We start from the raw sequence: 16,875 nt of genomic DNA on the forward strand, positions 1-16,875 counted from the left end.
AAAAGTGGCACGGGTTAGCGGCTATTACAACATCAGGATAATTTTTTCAGTGACTGAGCAAGCAATATATAGAGTTTGCCAACATCCGACGAAAGCAGGGTTACCGACATGGTGCTGCCTCTGTCTGCCAGCATCACCCGTTCGATCATGTCCTGAAAGTCCCGAAGGTACCGTGCAACAACTTCTCTGAACTCGGGGTCTGTGTCATATCTTTCTTTGATCGCCTTTTTCGATTTGCGGTCACCTAGGCTCATTGTGCGCCTTAGGAATATTGACCGGTCACCTTCCATATAGCGTTCCCAGACATCGTCGGGAATATCCGCGGAAAGGCCTTTATGAATATCAATTGAAAGAGACTGCAAACTTTCCATCAGTAACTGAGATGTTCTGGCAAACTCATCTTTTGAGCTGTCAGCAAGGCGTTTTTCAATGGCTTCTGCTTTTTTCTGAAAATCAGTGGAAAAGGCAGTGATACGCTCTGCGTTTATACCCATTTGCTTGGCTAGATGATCGCTTTCATCCCGGGCATTTCTGGCGGTGTCCTGGTACTCTTGCAGCAGCCGGGCGAGAGTTGCCTGAAGTTCATCCTGCATGAAAGTGATATGTTCGCCTGCTTTTTCACTTACGCCCTGAACACTGTTCTCAAGATTTTCCTGTGTTTCTTTGATAGCGGTTTCCAGATTCATGCGTGCATTTTGTGTTTCGTCAACCAATGCACGGCTGGCGTTGTCAAGGCGGTTTGATGCCTCCATAGAGCTTTCTGTAAAGCGATTAATCTCGTCAACCATCTGATTGGTTGCACCATTCAGATTGGCGACAATAGATTCGCTTTCGTCCCGGATGCGTTTGCGTTCATCGGCAAAATCCTTCGCAGCACGGCCAAGGGAACCAGTGGTTGCCTGTAATTCTTCCTTCAGTGTACTGGCCTCTTGGCCCAATGCACTGGACGTGGATTTCAGCTTTTCTTCCACGAGGGCGGCCTCAGTGGATAAAGAGGCTGCAGTCTGTGTTACCATGCCTGCCTGTGAAGTCAGACGCTCTACAGCATCGGAAGCTGCTTTGGAAATCTCGAAGCCTTCACCTTTAAACATGTCGCTTGCAGCTAGTATGTGACTGGCTGCATCCTGTGATGCAGTGGCCAGAACTTCTTTCTGTCGCAGCAGGTCTTCTTCCAGTCTGCTAAGTTCTTGTCGTGCCGCCATTAAACAATTACTGACGCTGCCGCCATGCGTGCTAAATTCTTCTTGTGCCTGCTGGAGTTTCTCAGACGCTTCGCCGACCTGTGCAAGCATTTTATCTCCTTGGCCGGAAAGGTCTTCCGTTAGGTGGCGCAACTGGTCCCCAGTCCGCAGACCCGCTGCTTCCAGTTCTTTTAGCTGGTCTTCTATACCTGCTTGCAGTTGGCGTATATGGTTTAGAGAACGGTTTGCCGTTTCTTCAGCCTTGGCAACTACTTCATCACCGTAACTGGATAGTGTGGTTGTTGTGTTAGACAGTGCAACTTGTGCCTTGCCCACATTTTCAAGAAGCGTGTGTGCCTCTGACATTGACTGACGGATTTTGCTGTTCATATTTTCAGCCCGGTCAGTGAAGACATCAACAGCACCGGCAGAGTGCGCGAGCGTCTCATCTGTCATCTTCTGCAGAGATTCCTGATTAACTCTTAGCGTTTCTTCAATATGGGCCGCCTGTTCGCTGGAGCTATTTGCAACGGCAGCAAGCTTGTCTGCCTGTTCAATCAGATGTGCGGCGATTTTATCTGCTTCGGTATTCATATCCCCAATCTGATGGGTGAAAGAGGCGACCGCCTCCTGCATCTGTCGGGAAACTGTATCTACGCGCGTTTCAGCATGTGTAATTGTCTCGCAAACTCTGGATGTTTCTTTTGCCAGCCGTCCCTGCCAATCGGCCATACTATTTTCAAGGTCTTGCCCCGCACGGGATAAGGTATCACCACCGGCACGAACACTTTCCTCAGCTTTTTGAATGCTGGTTTCTGTGTCTGCTCGCGCCTCTGTCAGCGACTTTATTAGAATGTCCAGCTTATCTTCCAACAGGGAAACACGGTCAACTAGATCAATTGATAGCGCATCTATTTGCGATCGCTCACGTTCGATAACATCACGAATACTGACGGATCTGGCTTCGGCATCTGCGGTCGCAGCAAAAAGGTTAGAAATTTGTTCCTGAAAACTATTTTCCAGATTGCTTATGCGGTCACTGGCTAAATCAGAGACCGCATTCAGGCCCTCCAGCTCTTTTTTGAGCTTCTTGGTCAGGTTTTCCAAACGCTGCTCGGCAATCTCTACCGGCGCGATTGCTTTGTGCAGGTTTCGTGATAAGTCCACGCGCCGTTCCAGCATCGGGTCTGTGCGCTGGGCAACCAGTGCGACTAACCAGATCAGGACAAGGGGCGTAGAAACACCGGCTAAAAGTTCCGGTAATGAAAAATCATTGTATGCATGATTGAATGCATACCATCCGCAAAGCGATAGCCAGAGGAGCGAGACAATCACCGCGCTGTAAACAGGCCACAACCGGGTAGAGCTAGTATCTGAATCTGCAGGAGTATTTTTATGATCAGTCTCAGCTGGACTGACTGTTGTTTCTTGTTCAACAGTAACGGCTGGTTGTTCTCCATCCGCTGTGTTGTCAGTTGGTTTGTCTGACTCTGGTACTTTGTTGATGATGGATTCCGCTCTACTCATATCTACCCCTGAAGGTGCATCCCCTGATTTGGCAGGCACATTAGTGGCGAATAATGCTGTTAATGTGGCGGCCTATGCACATGGGCTTTATCATATGGGACACAGGTTTGAAAAAGAAGGAGATTATTATACTCTGTAGGGGGAAAAGGTGAGATCGTACCAAGGTTGTAAGAGTTATTCACAGATGTGCTGAACGACTATGGGCAGAAAATCCGCGTAACATAAGGGGATTGGCTTGGTGAAAAATACAGAAAAACAAGCGCTTAGAGGCGCTTCTTTATCTTCGGTTCAGAGAAAATATTTGCTGCGTGGACTGACAGAGCCAGGCGGGAAACTGCCCCTGTTTGATAAAAACGGTCAGCGAATCAATCCCAAGACTATTAAAGCTTGCATTGATCGCGGTTATGCAGAACCGTGGTTTAATAATCCGTTAAAACCTGACTGGCTTGTATGTAAACTGACTGATGCTGGTCGTAAAGCAGTGGAATGATCTTGTATGGCAACTGAATCTAAGTGGGATGAGTCCATTGTTTTTGACAGCACTCATTTTAGGGATTTTACCGAAGGTGACCCATACCTGGAGACGGATGTATTATCCATCTTTATTGAAAATGCACCGACATATCTGGAGGCTTTGAAGTCAGCTGGGCCGGGAGAATGGCGAACATGCGCCCATAAACTAAAGGGGGCAGCACGCAGTATTGGTGCCTGGAACTTAGCACGCGAGGCGGAGCGGGCCGAGCATAGGAACACATTGGGCTTAGACGATCCGGACCGAAATGTATTTATTCAGGAATTACATGCACGCCTCGAGACACTTATCCGTGTCCTCGAAGACGAGATACTACCTGACATTGCCAGAAAAACTGCTTCTTAAAGGCGGTATAGCAAAGCTACAATAACCATTGGTTATTTGCTTTTCTTACATTCAAGATACTTTTCACCCCATACTTTTAGTGACGATAGCACGGGACTTAGTGCCTGGCCTAAATCGGTCAGGCTGTATTCTACCTTTGGCGGGACGACAGGATATACTTCTCTGTGTACGAGACCGTCTTCTTCCAGTTCACGCAATTGCTTGGTGAGCATTCTCTGTGTGATGCCTGGTAATACTCGCCGCAGTTCGTTGAAGCGTTTTTTATCAGGATTGAGATAAAATAAAATCATCCCTTTCCACTTCCCACCAATCACATCAAGCGCCGTTTCAGTTGGGCAAATGTCATCGTCCATAGTTGTTCCTTAGATCTTTTGCAGTATACATTTTGATACTATAGCACAAAATAGTGCGTACTTGTTTGTTTTGCGTATAGTAATTATTTCTCCTGCATTGACAAGCAAGGAGACAAGTAAATGACCCATATCGCATTGAAAGATTATACACTGAATAACCAGATACTAAGGAATAGGGCAGTTGTAGCCCCCATGAGCAGGGTAAGTACTGCCGGGGACGGAATACCAACAAAGGCAATGGCAGATTATTATTCTTCCTTTGCGGCTGGTGGCTTTGCAGCGGTGATAACTGAAGGAACCTATACCGATAGATATTATGCACAAGCCTACCCAAATCAACCCGGAATAACGACCAGCCAACAACAGGATGGTTGGCGTAAAGTTGTTCAGGCGGTAAAAAGCAAAGGCGCAAAAATTATATTGCAGTTAATGCATGCTGGCGCACTATCACAGCATTTAAGCAGCACCCGCGGACCTTCAAAGATTGAGCCTATGCGCACCATGTTACCGGGTTACAGCCGTAAGCAAGGACGGTATCCAATACCCGAGGCAATGAATTCAGCGGAGATAGATCAGGTCATCGACGGGTTTTTAAAATCTGCACTTATGGCAGAAGAGGCAGGGTTTGACGGTGTGGAAATTCATTCAGCTAATGGCTATCTTCTCGATCAATTTATCACAGACTATACAAATATGCGGGAAGACCAATATGGGGGGTCACTTGAAAACAGGGTGCGTCTAACATGTGAGATCACTCAAAAAATTCGATCTGCTGTCTCTCCTGATTTTATTGTTGGTGTCAGGCTTTCACAAGGGAAAGTGAATGATTTTGATTACCTATGGTCAGGTGGTCTGGAGGACGGAAAAGTCTTTTTTTCAGCAATTGAAGAAGCAGGTGCGCATTACATTCATTTTGCTAGTGAAGGAAAGGGCTTTGATCATGGTTGTTTAACGCGAACAGGCGAAAGTCTGCCGCGGCAGGCGAAAGAGCTAACAAAACTTAGTGTTATTGCCAACGGAGGACTTCACATTCCATCAGAGGCGGATCGTGTATTAACGGGTGGTCACACAGATTTAATTGCGCTTGGAACAGGGGCTCTTGCTAATCCTGACTGGCCTGAAAAGATTGAAAAGAATTTGCCTGTAAATCCGTTCGATCCCGCAGTGTTTGACAATGGCGTTCATATCTAAAGACATTAAAACGGCAGTTAAAGCCGCTTCATGAAGCGGCTTTAATACATTTGTATCCCTATTTAAAAAGCAGGTCTGGCAACCAGGTTACAAGCCCCGGATATAGCGCTACGATCAGCAGAGCAATACCCTGGATTATCACAAAAGGGATCACCCCTTTGTACATAGCAGTTGTTGGAACACTATCAGGCGTTACACTGCGCAAATAAAACAGCGAAAACCCAAACGGTGGCGTCAGGAAACTGGTCTGCAGATTAAGGGCCATCAAGACACCCAGCCAGATGGGGCCATGAATGCCGTCCATTGCAAGCAGGGCGGGTGCCACAACGGGCACCACTACAAAGGTAATCTCGATAAAGTCGAGAAAGAAACCAAGAATAAACATTAGAAGCATGACGAAGAGAAGTGCCGTCACATAGCCGCCGGCGAGTCCAGTCAAAAACTCTTCAATAATCTCATCACCGCCAAGGCCTCTAAACACCAGAGAGAAAAGCGCTGCACCAATCAAGATGGCGTATATCATGCTGGAAATGCGCAGGGTAGAATGCATTACTTCTGATAGAACGCCTGTTTTCCAAGTCGTATGCAGGCTTTTAAACAGTAACAGCATAAAGATGCCAGTTAGTGCAATGGCTGAATAATAAGCGGTTTGATCACTGACTGTCACACTTGATACATCCATTCGTAGGTCGAAAAAACCTGCGATCAGGAAAAGTAGTCCAAGTAACACTACACTGACGATACTGATTGTTTTGGCCGACTTGTTGGCCCGCGCTGCGCCAAGAAGGATAGCGCCCACGGCGCCAACGGACGCCGCTTCTGTTGGGGTGGCCACCCCGGTAAGGATTGAACCGAGCACTGCAATAATCAATACAAGTGGCGGCAGCAAGGCTGAAAATAGTTTCAAAAGTAAAGAGCCGTCAATTCTGTCACTGCTGTCGTCTTTGATTGCCGGGCTACTCTTGGGGCTGAAAATGGCAACAGCTATTTGGTAAAGAATATACATGCCGACGAGCAGTAAACCGGGAATGAGGGCTCCAGCGAATAATTCACCGGCACTCATCGGAGACGGCGAGAAAACACCGGAATTCATCTGTGCCTGCTGCCATGCTGATGACATGACGTCAGCCAGAAGAATGAGCACGATGGATGGTGGAATGATCTGTCCAAGTGTACCTGCCGCAGCAATGGCACCTGTTGCCAGTGACGGCGAATAGCCGTTTCGCAACATGGTAGGCAGGGACAATAGCCCCATGGTGACTACTGTGGCGCCAACGATACCGGTTGAGGCTGCCAATAGGGCGCCAACAAGGGTTACAGAGATGCCAAGCCCACCACGCAGTGACCCAAACAATTTACCCATGCTCTCAAGAAGCTCTTCTGCGACTTGAGACTTCTCGAGCATTACGCCCATTGAAACGAAGAGAGGAATGGCAAACAGTAGCTCGTTTCTGATGATGTTATCGAAGATACGGTTTGGCATGAATTCCATAAAGGTGAAATCAAGTGTGCCGGCCAGCATCCCAATAGTGCCAAACAGCAACCCAATCCCCCCAAGAGCAAAGGCAACTGGAAACCCGGTCATTAAAATAGCAATCAGCGATAAAAACATTGCTGATGTTAAAAACAAATGCATGTCCATTAATGCTTCTTCCCGAAAAGTGTGGTGGTGTAACGAAGTAAGTCAGCAATGGCAGACAGTGTCATTGTAAGGGTAAACAACAGGATCGTGGACTTTAGTATATAGACAAAAGGCAGGCCGCTTGCTTCGACGCTTTTTTCCTGAATAGACCAACTATCCATGACATAGGGCAGGGTCGTGTACCACAGTAGCCCTAAAAAAGGCAGTAGGAGAAAGAGTGTGCCTGCAAGGTTGATCCACGCCTTTGTGCGGGGTGATGCCTTACTGTAGAGCAAGTCTACCCGCACATGTTCATCGTGGAGCGCCGTATAACCAGCAGCCCCCAGAAACATTACGGCGTTTATATATTGCAGGCTTTCCTGCAACTTTATGCTGCCCTCTGAGAATATATAAACAACAAGAACGACCATAAACTGCACCAGAACCAAAATAATGGGCAGAAAAGACAAGATACTTCCTGTGCGCTCGGTCACTGCGTCCAGGAAGCTCAATAGTCTAGCCATTATGTATTCTTTGCTGTTGCTAGGTCACGGGCGGCGGCAAAGGCCTGCTCTGCGATTGCCCCCCATTTCATGCCATTTGATCGGGCTGTGTTGAAGCTGTCAAAAACACGTTTCGACAGGTCATCTGCGCTGCCAGCTTCTGCAACAACTTCTGCTGAAACTTCGCCAAGCTTGCGCAGGATATCATCACTGAACCGGTGCAGCTTCACCCCGTGCTCTGAAATCAAAGTATCAAGAGAGCGGGCATTGTTGATGTTAAATTCCGCCAGCATTGTGTCGTTTTCGGCATCTGCAGCAGCCTGAATAATAGCCTTTTCCATTTGAGACATATCATTCCAGACATCCAGATTGATGCCCAGGCTTAATGTGGAGCCTGGCTCATGAATGCCGGGATAATAATAATTCTTCACGATTGTCTGGAAACCAAAGGCAAGATCATTCCATGGGCCAATCCACTCGGTTGCATCAATATTGCCCTGGCTTAATGCCTGGAATATTTCCCCGCCGGATTTTGTTACAGGTGTTGCCCCGATACGTTTCATGACTTCCCCGCCAAGACCAGGCATCCGAATGCGAAGCCCTTGGAAGTCATCAATGGAGTTTATTTCATTTTTGAACCATCCGCCCATCTGGACGCCGGAGTTTCCGCACATGAAGGGTTTGACATTGAATTTGCCGGACAATTCGTCCCAAAGTTCCTGTCCGCCACCAAACCGGATCCATGAATTCATTTCAGAGGCAATCATACCCATTGGAACTGCTGCGAAGAAATTAAAGGCCGGAGACTTGCCTTGCCAGTAATATTCAGCGCCGTGATACATGTCCGCTTTCCCCTGAGAGACAGCATCAAAGGCACCTAGCGCACCAACTAACTCACCCGCGGCGTAAACTTTGATTGTGATTTGCCCGCTAGACATGTCATTGACCCGCTTGGCAAAACGTTCAACACCTGTGCCAAGGCCTGGAAAATTTTTGGGCCAAGTTGTTACAATTTTCAGATTGCGCTTTTTTCCAAGGATGGCAGGGGCACCTTTTGTGTCTGCTTCTGACTTGCCACCACCACTGTCACATGCTGCCAGAAACGCTGCTGCGCCTGCAAAACCGGTCGCACGCAGCATACGCCGACGATCCATCACAGTTTCTGAAACTGTTTTATCCTTTGATGACATAACTCTCCCCGTTACTACCTGTTTTCGGCACTATACAGGGATCAGAGTGGGGAGCAAGTCAAGACGGGCTGTTATCAGCAGTAATTGTCGTTTTTTCGTGCCAGCCATCGGGGCCTAAATATTCTAGTGGAGCAAAACGGTTTTTATAGGCCATCTTGGGACTACCATCCACCCAGTACCCTAGATACACATATGGGTGGTTTTCAATGCGAACACGTTCAATATGATCCAGAATAATATAGGTGCCCAGACTTCGGTCAGGCTCAGATGTGTCAAAGAAACTGTAAACCATAGAGAGGCCGTCTGAAAGTTCATCGGTCAGGGCGATTGCTAACAAACTATTATCCAGCACCTTTCTGTATTCAATCAGGACAGTCGGTACCGGGCTGCTTTCAATCATTTCCTGATATTCTTCAAAGGTCATGTCCGCCATGGAACCTTCACCGTGACGACTATTCAGATATTGGCTTAAAAGGTCATAATGCTCTTGCTTGGCCAAAGGCGGGATCATTTCTGCTTTGATGTCTCTGTTCCGCCGCAAGATCCGCCGCATAGATTTACTGGGGCTGAATTCTTGCGCTTTGACACGTACTGACACACAGGAAACACAGGTTTCACACGCCGGGCGGTAAATGACTGACTGGCTACGCCTGAAACCAACGCGACCAAGTGCTTCGTTTAGGCCAGGAGCATCAGGACCGCGTAATTCTGTGAAAACTTTACGTTCAACCCTGTCGGGCAGATACGGGCAGGGTGACGGGGCAGTCACAAAAAACTTTGGAAATTGTAAGCCCTGATCTGTCATCGCTGCACATTCAACCTATCAATATAAATTATAGTACCACGGTATGAATATAGTGAATGCGATCCAAATGATAAAGATCAATGGTGTACCAACTTTCACGAAATCGGAAAATTTATAGTGGCCCGGCGCCATAACAAGTAGGTTTGTCTGGTAGCTCATCGGGGTAGCAAAGCTACAGTTTGCCCCGAAAATGACAGCCAGCAGGAAGGGCATCGGTTCGACGCCAAGCTCTAACGCGATAGAGATTGCAATTGGTGTAAACAGCACGGCAGTCGCATTGTTTGATAGAACGTTCGTCAGAAGCGCGACCAACAGGAAGAAGCCCGACAGGACAATCCAGATGGGAGCCCCCATAAGCAGTTCAATGACAGAGTGCGCCAGCCAGCTTGCGCCGCCAGTAGCCTGCATAGCAGTCCCCAGCGCTAGCGCGGCACCGACGATCGTGAATACACGGCGGTCAATCGCACGGCCGGCCTGCCGTACGTTAAGACAGCGTGTTACCAGCATTAAAGCAGCCCCTAAGAGGGATGCGGTCACAATTGGCAGTACATTCGTTGCAGCAACTGCAACCACTGCGGTGAAAATAATTTGGGCACGGAGAGCATTGGCAGTAACCGGCATTTCAGATGCGGACGATTCCATCAACAATACATCACGGTTATTACGAAGTGCCAAAACGTTTGCGCGGCTGCCCATTATCAGAAGAACATCACCGGCTTCCATGCGTAGCTGCGAGATCGCAGCACGGATCATGCGGCTACGGCGCTGAATTCCCAAAACCGTACAACCTGTTTCTGCCCTGAACCCTGTCTGAGCCAGTGTTCTGCCATCCATGCGGGAGGCCGGAGCAATCATGGCTTCTGCAATTACGCGGCGTTGACGGTCAACTTTGTCCGGGTCTGACGTTTCGTCCTCGTCTCCATTCTCGCCTTCTGCATCTGACACCAGGTGCGGCGTAGCGTTCAGGATTTCGGTCATGGTGCTGCGGGTAGCTGCCAGAAGGACAATATCCCCTTCAGACAAAGTAACATCGTCATAGGGCGGAAGGATTTTTTCTGTTCCGCGCTGGATCATGCGGATTGTAATGTCCTTCAGTCCCGGGAACATGCCTGCGACTGCACGCTGTCCTATCAGGCTTTGGCTGTCTGCACCTAGCTCCATTTGAAACAGAAATTGCTTGCCACCTGTACCGGCCAGCTGGTTTGCCATAGATGATCGGTCCTGCAATAATCGCGGCGCAATTAGCACGACATACAGCAGGCCTACGAGTGCCAGAAAAGCCCCTGGAATGGTAAAGTCAAAGAAACCTATCACCGGCCCGTCGAAAGAAGCGCGGATTTGATCATAACTCCCAATGGCAAGGAGGTTGGTGCTGGAGCCGATGATCGTCATGTTACCGCCAAGGATGGCAACAAAGCTAAGAGGCATCATCACCATGGCTGTTTTCTTGCCCAGTTTCTCGGCGAGTGTGGCGAGTATGGGAATGAACATTACGACAACAGGTGTATTGTTCATAATGGCTGAGACGGTCATAACCACTATGAAGCATATAAGAAGGATAGATTTGGGTGACCTAAGGCCATATTTAACCAGCAGGTTCGCAGGTCCCATCAATGCGCCGCTTTGAACAAGGCCTTGTCCCACAACCAACAATGCCATGATGGTTATCAGGGCAGGGTCAGCGAAGCCTTCCAGAAGATCTCGATTGGTGATCAGTTTTGAACCATCCTGATCAAGAACGGGCCAAACATGAAATATGACCAAGAGAATAGCGACAGTCGCAATGGAGGATATTTCCAGCGGTATTCTATCGTATGAATAGGCGATAATCGCACCGGAAATGACGACAAAGGTCAGCCACATTTGTAGTGTGGGTTCAATAAGTTCCATAGTGGCCTAGCATTCCCTGAGTTAATCTAATCTCAATATCAGCTTTACCGACATGCTACCTGCTGCACAAGTTTTTTGCGTGCAAAATATTAATCGGTAAGCGTTAGATTTGGTGGTACGACCGGGGCTTCCCGCAAGACTAAAATAGTAATTCTGCGGTTTTCAAGCCGGCTGGGGTTGTCCGGGTAAAGGGGCTCTGTTGACGCTTTGCCAATCACTTCAGAGAAACGATCATCAGTAACGCCTGTTACAGCAAGCACACGACGTGCCGAGTTCGCGCGGTCTGCACTTAGTTCCCAATTCGTATATTCACCGCCCGCAGAAAAACTACCGCCATCAGTGTGCCCTTGAATTGTTATTCTGTTAGGAACATCCTGCACGGTCATGGCTACCTGCTCAATCATGGCTCTGGCATAATTATACAGCTCATCAGAACCAGACCGGAACATGGCGCGTTTGTCTTTATCAATAAGCTGAATTTTCATACCGTCTTCGGTGATTTCCATGATCACCTGGTCATTCAACTCCTGAAGCATGGCTGATTCCTGAATTGCCATTCTGATTTTTTCTTGCAGTTGCGCAAACGCGATATCTTCCTGCTCTTTAATTTTTTCCAGAATAGCTTCGGCATCGTCAGTTTCTTCAGTGCCCGAGCCTTGTTGGTCGTCATTGTCCTGACCAGCGCTACTTGTATTTTCATCAGCAATTCGCACAATGACACCGCCCTCAGTTTCGCCAGGGGTGCCCCCTTGGATAACGGCAGACGTTGGTTTGAAATAATCAGCTAGCCCAGAAAGTGTCTCTGGCGGTGCAACATTCAACAGCCATAATAGCATAAAGAAAGCCATCATTGCGGTCACGAAGTCGGCGTAGGCAACTTTCCAGGCCCCGCCATGGGCCCCGCCTTCAACCTTCTTGATAACCTTTTTGATTATCGGTCTTTCGCCATCATCAGCCACGATGTTTCTCCACCTGATACATGGGCGTTATCCATATGAAATAACGCCACTTTTGCACAAAACGCGTCCATGCTCTGCCATTATGTAAAGATAGTAGGGCTGATATCAATCATTTTTTACCTTTAATGTCAGTATGCCTGCTGCGTTTTGCGGAACTACTGTGTCTGTCGGTATCGTAATATAGTCACCGTTTAGCCAAAGCGGGAACAGGTCATTATAGTGTTTAGACAGAGGATTTCCCGACTGGCCTGTTGGTTGAATAAAGAGAGATTTATTTAAATCAGACAGATCGAAAAGACCTCTGTAGCTGGCACCGTGTGTTGATTGGTGTAGCGTCTTATCGCTTGAACTAACTCCGGCAACGTTGATGGTGTACCGGCTACCGCCTAGAGGAGCAGACAACTCAAAAACAGATCGTAAGGCTTTGATCTCGGAAAATGGTCTGTGCGTTTGCCTGACAATATGTTCATCACCCCAACGATAACCATTCGGATATTTCTCGTTTAGTTCTGCCTTTGCCTCCTTGTATGCTTTCTGCGCCAAAGCAGGGCATGTCTCTGTTATGTCATTCGTCAATTGATTATCGCACCATGCGAGAGCATCACTTTTGGGAAGGACGGGCAGAGAAAAATACTCAGAATTTTCTGGCGGTGTCTGAGAAGACCAATAAAGAGTGCTTTTTACAAGTGCAGGTCTGAACCGCGTGAACCCTTCATACATAGTACCCAAGTCATCTTCCAGAATTTCCTGCTGGTATTTGCGCAGGAAAAGGTGAAACAACAGGGGCTCTGGTCTGTCCCTGTCCATATCCCCGTTCCAGTTCGGGAATGTGTTAGCACCCAGAACGGCACGGATGGACGGTAACAGATCACGGGCATTATCAGACACCATGTCATATTGTAGGGCTGCAAAGCTTTCCAGAGAGTGCTTTTCCTTACTTTCCAGCTGGTTTCTGATGCGATCTCCTCTGAAAGGATGTGCCCAGTCCCGGGTTATATAATGGGGATAGTCTGGGCCAACAATTTTTTCATTGGCGGTCGCGATGATGCCGGTTTCAGGATTAAAGCGTTTAGGGACTTCATTCATTGGAATGAAACCTTGCCAGTCATATTTTCTTAGCCAGCCTGGCGACGGTAAGCGCCCATTAATGATGGTGTTTTCAGCATGACGCACGGGGATCATGGCCGGGGCGTGATACCCAATATTGCCGTCGGTATCAGCATAGATCATATTCTGTTCTGGTCCCATGTACGTCTGGCCTGCTTTAACGAAGTCTTCAAAGCTTTCGGCCGCTGGAAGCTCTGTGAAGGTTTGTATTGAGCTGTCTGTTGGGGCAAGTGCTGTCCACTGCAATGCCAGAACATAACCGGACTTCAGGAAGTCCTCGGTAGTACCTATAACATCTGATATCACTGGGCCGTGACGCGTTTCCCGCACCGTGAAGGTATGAGGCGCTGCATCCTTAACGGATACAGTTTCTTTCCTGTATGAGAAGGTGGCAGGGCCATCCGGCGTTAGATATTGATCGTCGCCAATCAATTTTTCTATGAATGTATCCTGAATATCTGGTGCCGTATTGGTGAAGCCCCATGCAATTTTATCATTGCGCCCAATGATTATGGCGGGGCTTCCGGGAAAAGTTACGCCAACTGTGTTTTTGCCGGTTGAAGCGTTATGTAATCTAGCTAGGTACCAGATAGACGGTGTGGTCAGACCAAGGTGGGGGTCGTTAGCAAGAAGCGGTTTGCCGCTTTCTGTTCTGGCGCCAGACACTACCCAATTGTTTGAGCCGATACTTTCTTCCGGCTCAGCCCCAACGGTGTCTGCAAGCGCGTCCATGTCAATGGCGGCATACAGATCTTGCAGGGCGGGGAAGGGGGCTTCCGTATCGCCAGGGTAAGGCGGATAAATACTGGCAAGTTGATCCGCGTTGAGTTTTGTCAGCAATCTGGCGCGTTCAATTTCATGGCGCATGTTCCCGCTCAGGTCCAGCCACATTAGTTTTTGCCACACCAGTGTATCGACGGGTTTCCAAGGTGCAGGCTCTGTACGTGTCAGAATAAACTCGATCGGCAGAGCACCTTGTCTTGTCTTTAAGTAAGCATTCACGCCGTCGGCATAGGCAGTTAATTTATCCTGTACTGCTTTTGGGCTGGCATCAAAGGCTGATTGTGCGCGCTCGGAGAAGCCTAATGTACGCATATATTTATCGGTTGAAAGTGTAGATTCTCCAGCGATTTCGGACAGGCGACCATGCCCGATGCGACGGTTCATATCCATCTGCCATAACCGATCCTGGGCGTGGGCAAAGCCTAAACCAAAATATAAATCTGTCGTGGACTGTGCGGTAATATGAGGAATGCCGTAACCATCACGGGCAATTGTAATGTCGTTTTCTGCCTCTTGAACCAGCTGCGTGCCGTCAATTGTTGGCAGGCTGGTGCGCAGGTAAATATACCCTGCTGCAAATGTTAGCGTAGCCAGAAGTGACAGGCCAAGTAACAGTTTAATTAATTTCTTCATCCCCAATTCCCCATCTTCAGTGTGCCGAAAAGACCGATGTATGATATCTGGTCGCTAGATGCGCAACTTTACCCTTGCCTTCGCCCGTGCGGCGGGAATAGACATAGGCATAACCATAAACAGATTTAGTGGACTGACAAGTCCAAGTGGAGGCAATTGTGGCGAAAACAGCATTTTTGGGCTTGGGTGTGATGGGATATCCGATGGCTGGGCATCTGGCTGCTGCGGGGCATGATGTTACGGTTTATAACCGTACTACCGCGAAAGCAGAAGCATGGGTTGAGGAATATGCAGATTGTTCTTCTGGTGAAATTTGTGCTGCCCCAACACCTGCGGGTGCTGCTGCGGACGCTGATTTTGTATTTTGCTGCGTGGGTGCCGATAAAGATGTCGCGGAAGTCTGCACAGGCGACGAAGGTGCCTTCTCCTCAATGGGAAAGGGTGCTGTTTTTGTTGACCATACGACTGCATCTGCTGAGTGTGCCAGACAGATGGCAGAGGCAGCAACTGCTGCAGGGGTGGCGTTTATTGATGCACCGGTGTCAGGTGGTGAGGCAGGCGCAGTCGGCGGTGTTTTGACTGTCATGTGCGGGGGAGATGCGAAAGCATTTGCAGCGGCTGAGCCTGTCATGGATGCCTACGCCCGGATGACCAAACTGCTTGGCCCCGTCGGATCAGGGCAATTGGCCAAAATGGTCAACCAAATCTGTATTGCCGGTATTGTCCAAGGGCTGTCAGAGGGCCTGCACCTAGCACTGGAAGCAGGTCTTGACGCCAAAGCCGTTGTGGATGTGATCAGTAAAGGCGCTGCGCAAAGCTGGCAGATGGAAAATCGTGCAGAAACCATGATTGATGGCTCATTTGATTTTGGCTTTGCTGTTGACTGGATGAGAAAAGATTTGGGTATCGTGCTCGCAGAAGCAAAAAATCTTGGTATTTCCCTGCCGCAAACGGCACTGGTAGATCAGTTTTATGCGGATGTTCAAAGAATGGGTGGAAACAGGCAGGATACATCCAGTCTGATCCGTCGGTTTCGGGGGTAATATCCGGCGAAAGGAAAGCAACGGGCATGGCAGCAAAGTTTAAACAGTGTTATCTGCACATTGGAGCCACTAAAACCGGTACCTCCAGTATTCAGGATAGCTGTTTTGCCAACCGTGCTATTCTGGCAGAGAAGGGGTATTTTTATCCTTCTCAGTCAGCCAATCATGGATTTATGGCATCTGCATTCCGCACGCACCCTGAGAAAATGTGGATGCATAAAGCAGCCGGACGAAAAAGCATCGAGGAAATTACTGCGTTTAATACTGAGATGATGGAAAAGTTTGAGAATGAGGTTGCAGACACTACAGCCCATACTTTGCTTATTTCGTCGGAATTTTTTCCTAGTACTGATAAAGAAAAGATTCCAGAATTATATAGGTATCTTAATTCGCTATCAGACGATGTTAAAGTAGTATACTATGTCCGGCACCCGATAAGTCATGCCGTCTCCTCGTTCCAGCAGGGCATCAAGACTGGCATGGATACATTTAAGGATCGCCGTTCCTTTAAATTCTATGCGCCAGGTGTATTAAAGAAGTTCGCAGCTGTGTTCGGTAAGGACAATATGATTGTTCGCGAGTTTGACCGAGACACCCTATACAGAAGCGATAGTGTTTTTGATTTTTGCCAGATTATTGGTCTGGCGGATGACATTGCAGATCAGATAAAAATACCAGACAGTAATCAGAGCCTTTCTTACGAGGCGGTGTTGCTGTCGAATGCACGCAACGTGTTATATCCGGTATTAAAAGACGGTGTTCCTAATCCGGAGCGGGCATTGTCCGCGGACTTTTCCGATATTCCCGGTGTAAAGTTCATGGGATCCTATATGGACGGCCTTATGATGGATGATACCATGCGGGAGGGGCTGGATTATATTCGGTCTGAATACGGTTTACCGTTATCTGACCCGTCACTTGACGCTGCTGGTACAGCAGGGGAAACCGCTAACGTATGGTCAGACGAAACGTTGGAGGCTGTTGTCAGGCGTCTGAATGAAACAGAATTAGCCGTGCAGTATTGGCAGGCCAAAGCCCTGACACTTGAAGCAGAACTTGCACTGTCATCCAGACAGCCCAAAAAAGCAGCGAACAAAGCACGCAGAGCATTACAGCTATGGCCAGGGTATGAACCTGCTGCCGTGATTTTATCCTCGATCACTTAAACAGCCTGAGTGTGTCACAGAGGTATTAGCCCGATTTCACACTGAA

14 protein-coding genes are annotated in these 16,875 nt (G+C 48.3%); 5 read left to right on the forward strand and 9 right to left on the reverse strand.

All coding sequences use genetic code 11. The features are described from left to right. Positions 1–32: 32 nt before the first annotated feature. Entirely contained in the window at positions 33–2,708 is a 2,676-nt protein-coding gene (locus tag IE181_RS10765; protein WP_191252832.1) for a coiled-coil domain-containing protein, read from the reverse strand. 238 nt (positions 2,709–2,946) lie between these two features. Between IE181_RS10765 and IE181_RS10770 the strand changes: the two genes are divergently transcribed. Both IE181_RS10770 and IE181_RS10775 read left to right on the forward strand, forming a co-directional pair. Then, positions 2,947–3,198 carry a hypothetical protein gene (locus IE181_RS10770; protein ID WP_229819353.1) on the forward strand — a complete coding sequence of 84 codons (252 nt, stop codon included), beginning with the start codon at positions 2,947–2,949 and terminating at the stop codon, positions 3,196–3,198. Positions 3,199–3,204: 6 nt separating this feature from the next. Continuing rightward, positions 3,205–3,585 carry an Hpt domain-containing protein gene (locus IE181_RS10775; protein WP_191252833.1) on the forward strand — a complete coding sequence of 127 codons (381 nt, stop codon included), beginning with the start codon at positions 3,205–3,207 and terminating at the stop codon, positions 3,583–3,585. A gap of 32 nt (positions 3,586–3,617) precedes the next feature. Here the strand turns inward: IE181_RS10775 and IE181_RS10780 are convergent, their stop codons facing one another. Further along, positions 3,618–3,938, reverse strand: a complete 321-nt coding sequence (locus IE181_RS10780) for a winged helix-turn-helix transcriptional regulator (protein WP_191252836.1) — start codon at positions 3,936–3,938, stop codon at positions 3,618–3,620. Positions 3,939–4,058: 120 nt separating this feature from the next. Between IE181_RS10780 and IE181_RS10785 the strand changes: the two genes are divergently transcribed. Continuing rightward, positions 4,059–5,129: an oxidoreductase gene (locus tag IE181_RS10785; protein WP_191252838.1), complete on the forward strand. Its 1,071-nt coding sequence runs from the start codon at positions 4,059–4,061 to the stop codon at positions 5,127–5,129. Between the two features lie 58 nt (positions 5,130–5,187). Here the strand turns inward: IE181_RS10785 and IE181_RS10790 are convergent, their stop codons facing one another. The 7 genes from IE181_RS10790 to IE181_RS10820 form a co-directional block, all read right to left on the reverse strand. Further along, on the reverse strand, positions 5,188–6,771 hold the full coding sequence (locus tag IE181_RS10790; RefSeq protein WP_191252840.1) for a TRAP transporter large permease: 1,584 nt from the start codon (positions 6,769–6,771) through the stop codon (positions 5,188–5,190). Continuing rightward, complete coding sequence (locus IE181_RS10795) at positions 6,771–7,274, reverse strand: TRAP transporter small permease subunit (RefSeq protein ID WP_191252842.1); 504 nt, start codon at positions 7,272–7,274, stop codon at positions 6,771–6,773. The genes IE181_RS10790 and IE181_RS10795 overlap by 1 nt, the downstream gene beginning before the upstream one ends. Continuing rightward, positions 7,274–8,407, reverse strand: a complete 1,134-nt coding sequence (locus tag IE181_RS10800; protein WP_191254205.1) for a TRAP transporter substrate-binding protein — start codon at positions 8,405–8,407, stop codon at positions 7,274–7,276. The genes IE181_RS10795 and IE181_RS10800 overlap by 1 nt, the downstream gene beginning before the upstream one ends. Before the next feature lie 94 nt (positions 8,408–8,501). Further along, positions 8,502–9,248: an arginyltransferase gene (locus IE181_RS10805; protein WP_191252844.1), complete on the reverse strand. Its 747-nt coding sequence runs from the start codon at positions 9,246–9,248 to the stop codon at positions 8,502–8,504. Positions 9,249–9,266: 18 nt separating this feature from the next. Beyond that, positions 9,267–11,138 (reverse strand): SLC13 family permease, encoded by a 1,872-nt coding sequence (locus tag IE181_RS10810; protein ID WP_191252846.1) that lies wholly within the window; start codon positions 11,136–11,138, stop codon positions 9,267–9,269. An 89-nt stretch (positions 11,139–11,227) separates the two neighbouring features. Then, entirely contained in the window at positions 11,228–12,097 is an 870-nt protein-coding gene (locus IE181_RS10815) for a flagellar motor protein MotB (protein WP_191252848.1), read from the reverse strand. A 105-nt stretch (positions 12,098–12,202) separates the two neighbouring features. After that, positions 12,203–14,620 carry a penicillin acylase family protein gene (locus tag IE181_RS10820; protein WP_191252850.1) on the reverse strand — a complete coding sequence of 806 codons (2,418 nt, stop codon included), beginning with the start codon at positions 14,618–14,620 and terminating at the stop codon, positions 12,203–12,205. A 158-nt stretch (positions 14,621–14,778) separates the two neighbouring features. Between IE181_RS10820 and IE181_RS10825 the strand changes: the two genes are divergently transcribed. Both IE181_RS10825 and IE181_RS10830 read left to right on the forward strand, forming a co-directional pair. Next, a complete protein-coding gene (locus tag IE181_RS10825) occupies positions 14,779–15,663 on the forward strand; it encodes an NAD(P)-dependent oxidoreductase (protein WP_191252852.1) in 885 nt (294 codons plus the stop codon). Between the two features lie 26 nt (positions 15,664–15,689). Then, a complete protein-coding gene (locus tag IE181_RS10830) occupies positions 15,690–16,829 on the forward strand; it encodes a hypothetical protein (RefSeq protein ID WP_191252854.1) in 1,140 nt (379 codons plus the stop codon). Positions 16,830–16,875: the final 46 nt, after the last annotated feature.

This window comes from Kordiimonas sediminis, assembly GCF_014656395.1.
Lineage (GTDB): Bacteria > Pseudomonadota > Alphaproteobacteria > Sphingomonadales > Kordiimonadaceae > Kordiimonas_A > Kordiimonas_A sediminis.

Coding starts and splice junctions, on each gene's coding strand:
- IE181_RS10765 (WP_191252832.1), bottom strand. CDS start 2,708: ATGAGTAGAGCGGAATCCATCATCAACAAAGTACCAGAGTCAGACAAA.
- IE181_RS10775 (WP_191252833.1), top strand. CDS start 3,205: ATGGCAACTGAATCTAAGTGGGATGAGTCCATTGTTTTTGACAGCACT.
- IE181_RS10780 (WP_191252836.1), bottom strand. CDS start 3,938: ATGGACGATGACATTTGCCCAACTGAAACGGCGCTTGATGTGATTGGT.
- IE181_RS10785 (WP_191252838.1), top strand. CDS start 4,059: ATGACCCATATCGCATTGAAAGATTATACACTGAATAACCAGATACTA.
- IE181_RS10790 (WP_191252840.1), bottom strand. CDS start 6,771: ATGGACATGCATTTGTTTTTAACATCAGCAATGTTTTTATCGCTGATT.
- IE181_RS10795 (WP_191252842.1), bottom strand. CDS start 7,274: ATGGCTAGACTATTGAGCTTCCTGGACGCAGTGACCGAGCGCACAGGA.
- IE181_RS10800 (WP_191254205.1), bottom strand. CDS start 8,407: ATGGATCGTCGGCGTATGCTGCGTGCGACCGGTTTTGCAGGCGCAGCA.
- IE181_RS10805 (WP_191252844.1), bottom strand. CDS start 9,248: ATGACAGATCAGGGCTTACAATTTCCAAAGTTTTTTGTGACTGCCCCG.
- IE181_RS10810 (WP_191252846.1), bottom strand. CDS start 11,138: ATGGAACTTATTGAACCCACACTACAAATGTGGCTGACCTTTGTCGTC.
- IE181_RS10820 (WP_191252850.1), bottom strand. CDS start 14,620: ATGAAGAAATTAATTAAACTGTTACTTGGCCTGTCACTTCTGGCTACG.
- IE181_RS10830 (WP_191252854.1), top strand. CDS start 15,690: ATGGCAGCAAAGTTTAAACAGTGTTATCTGCACATTGGAGCCACTAAA.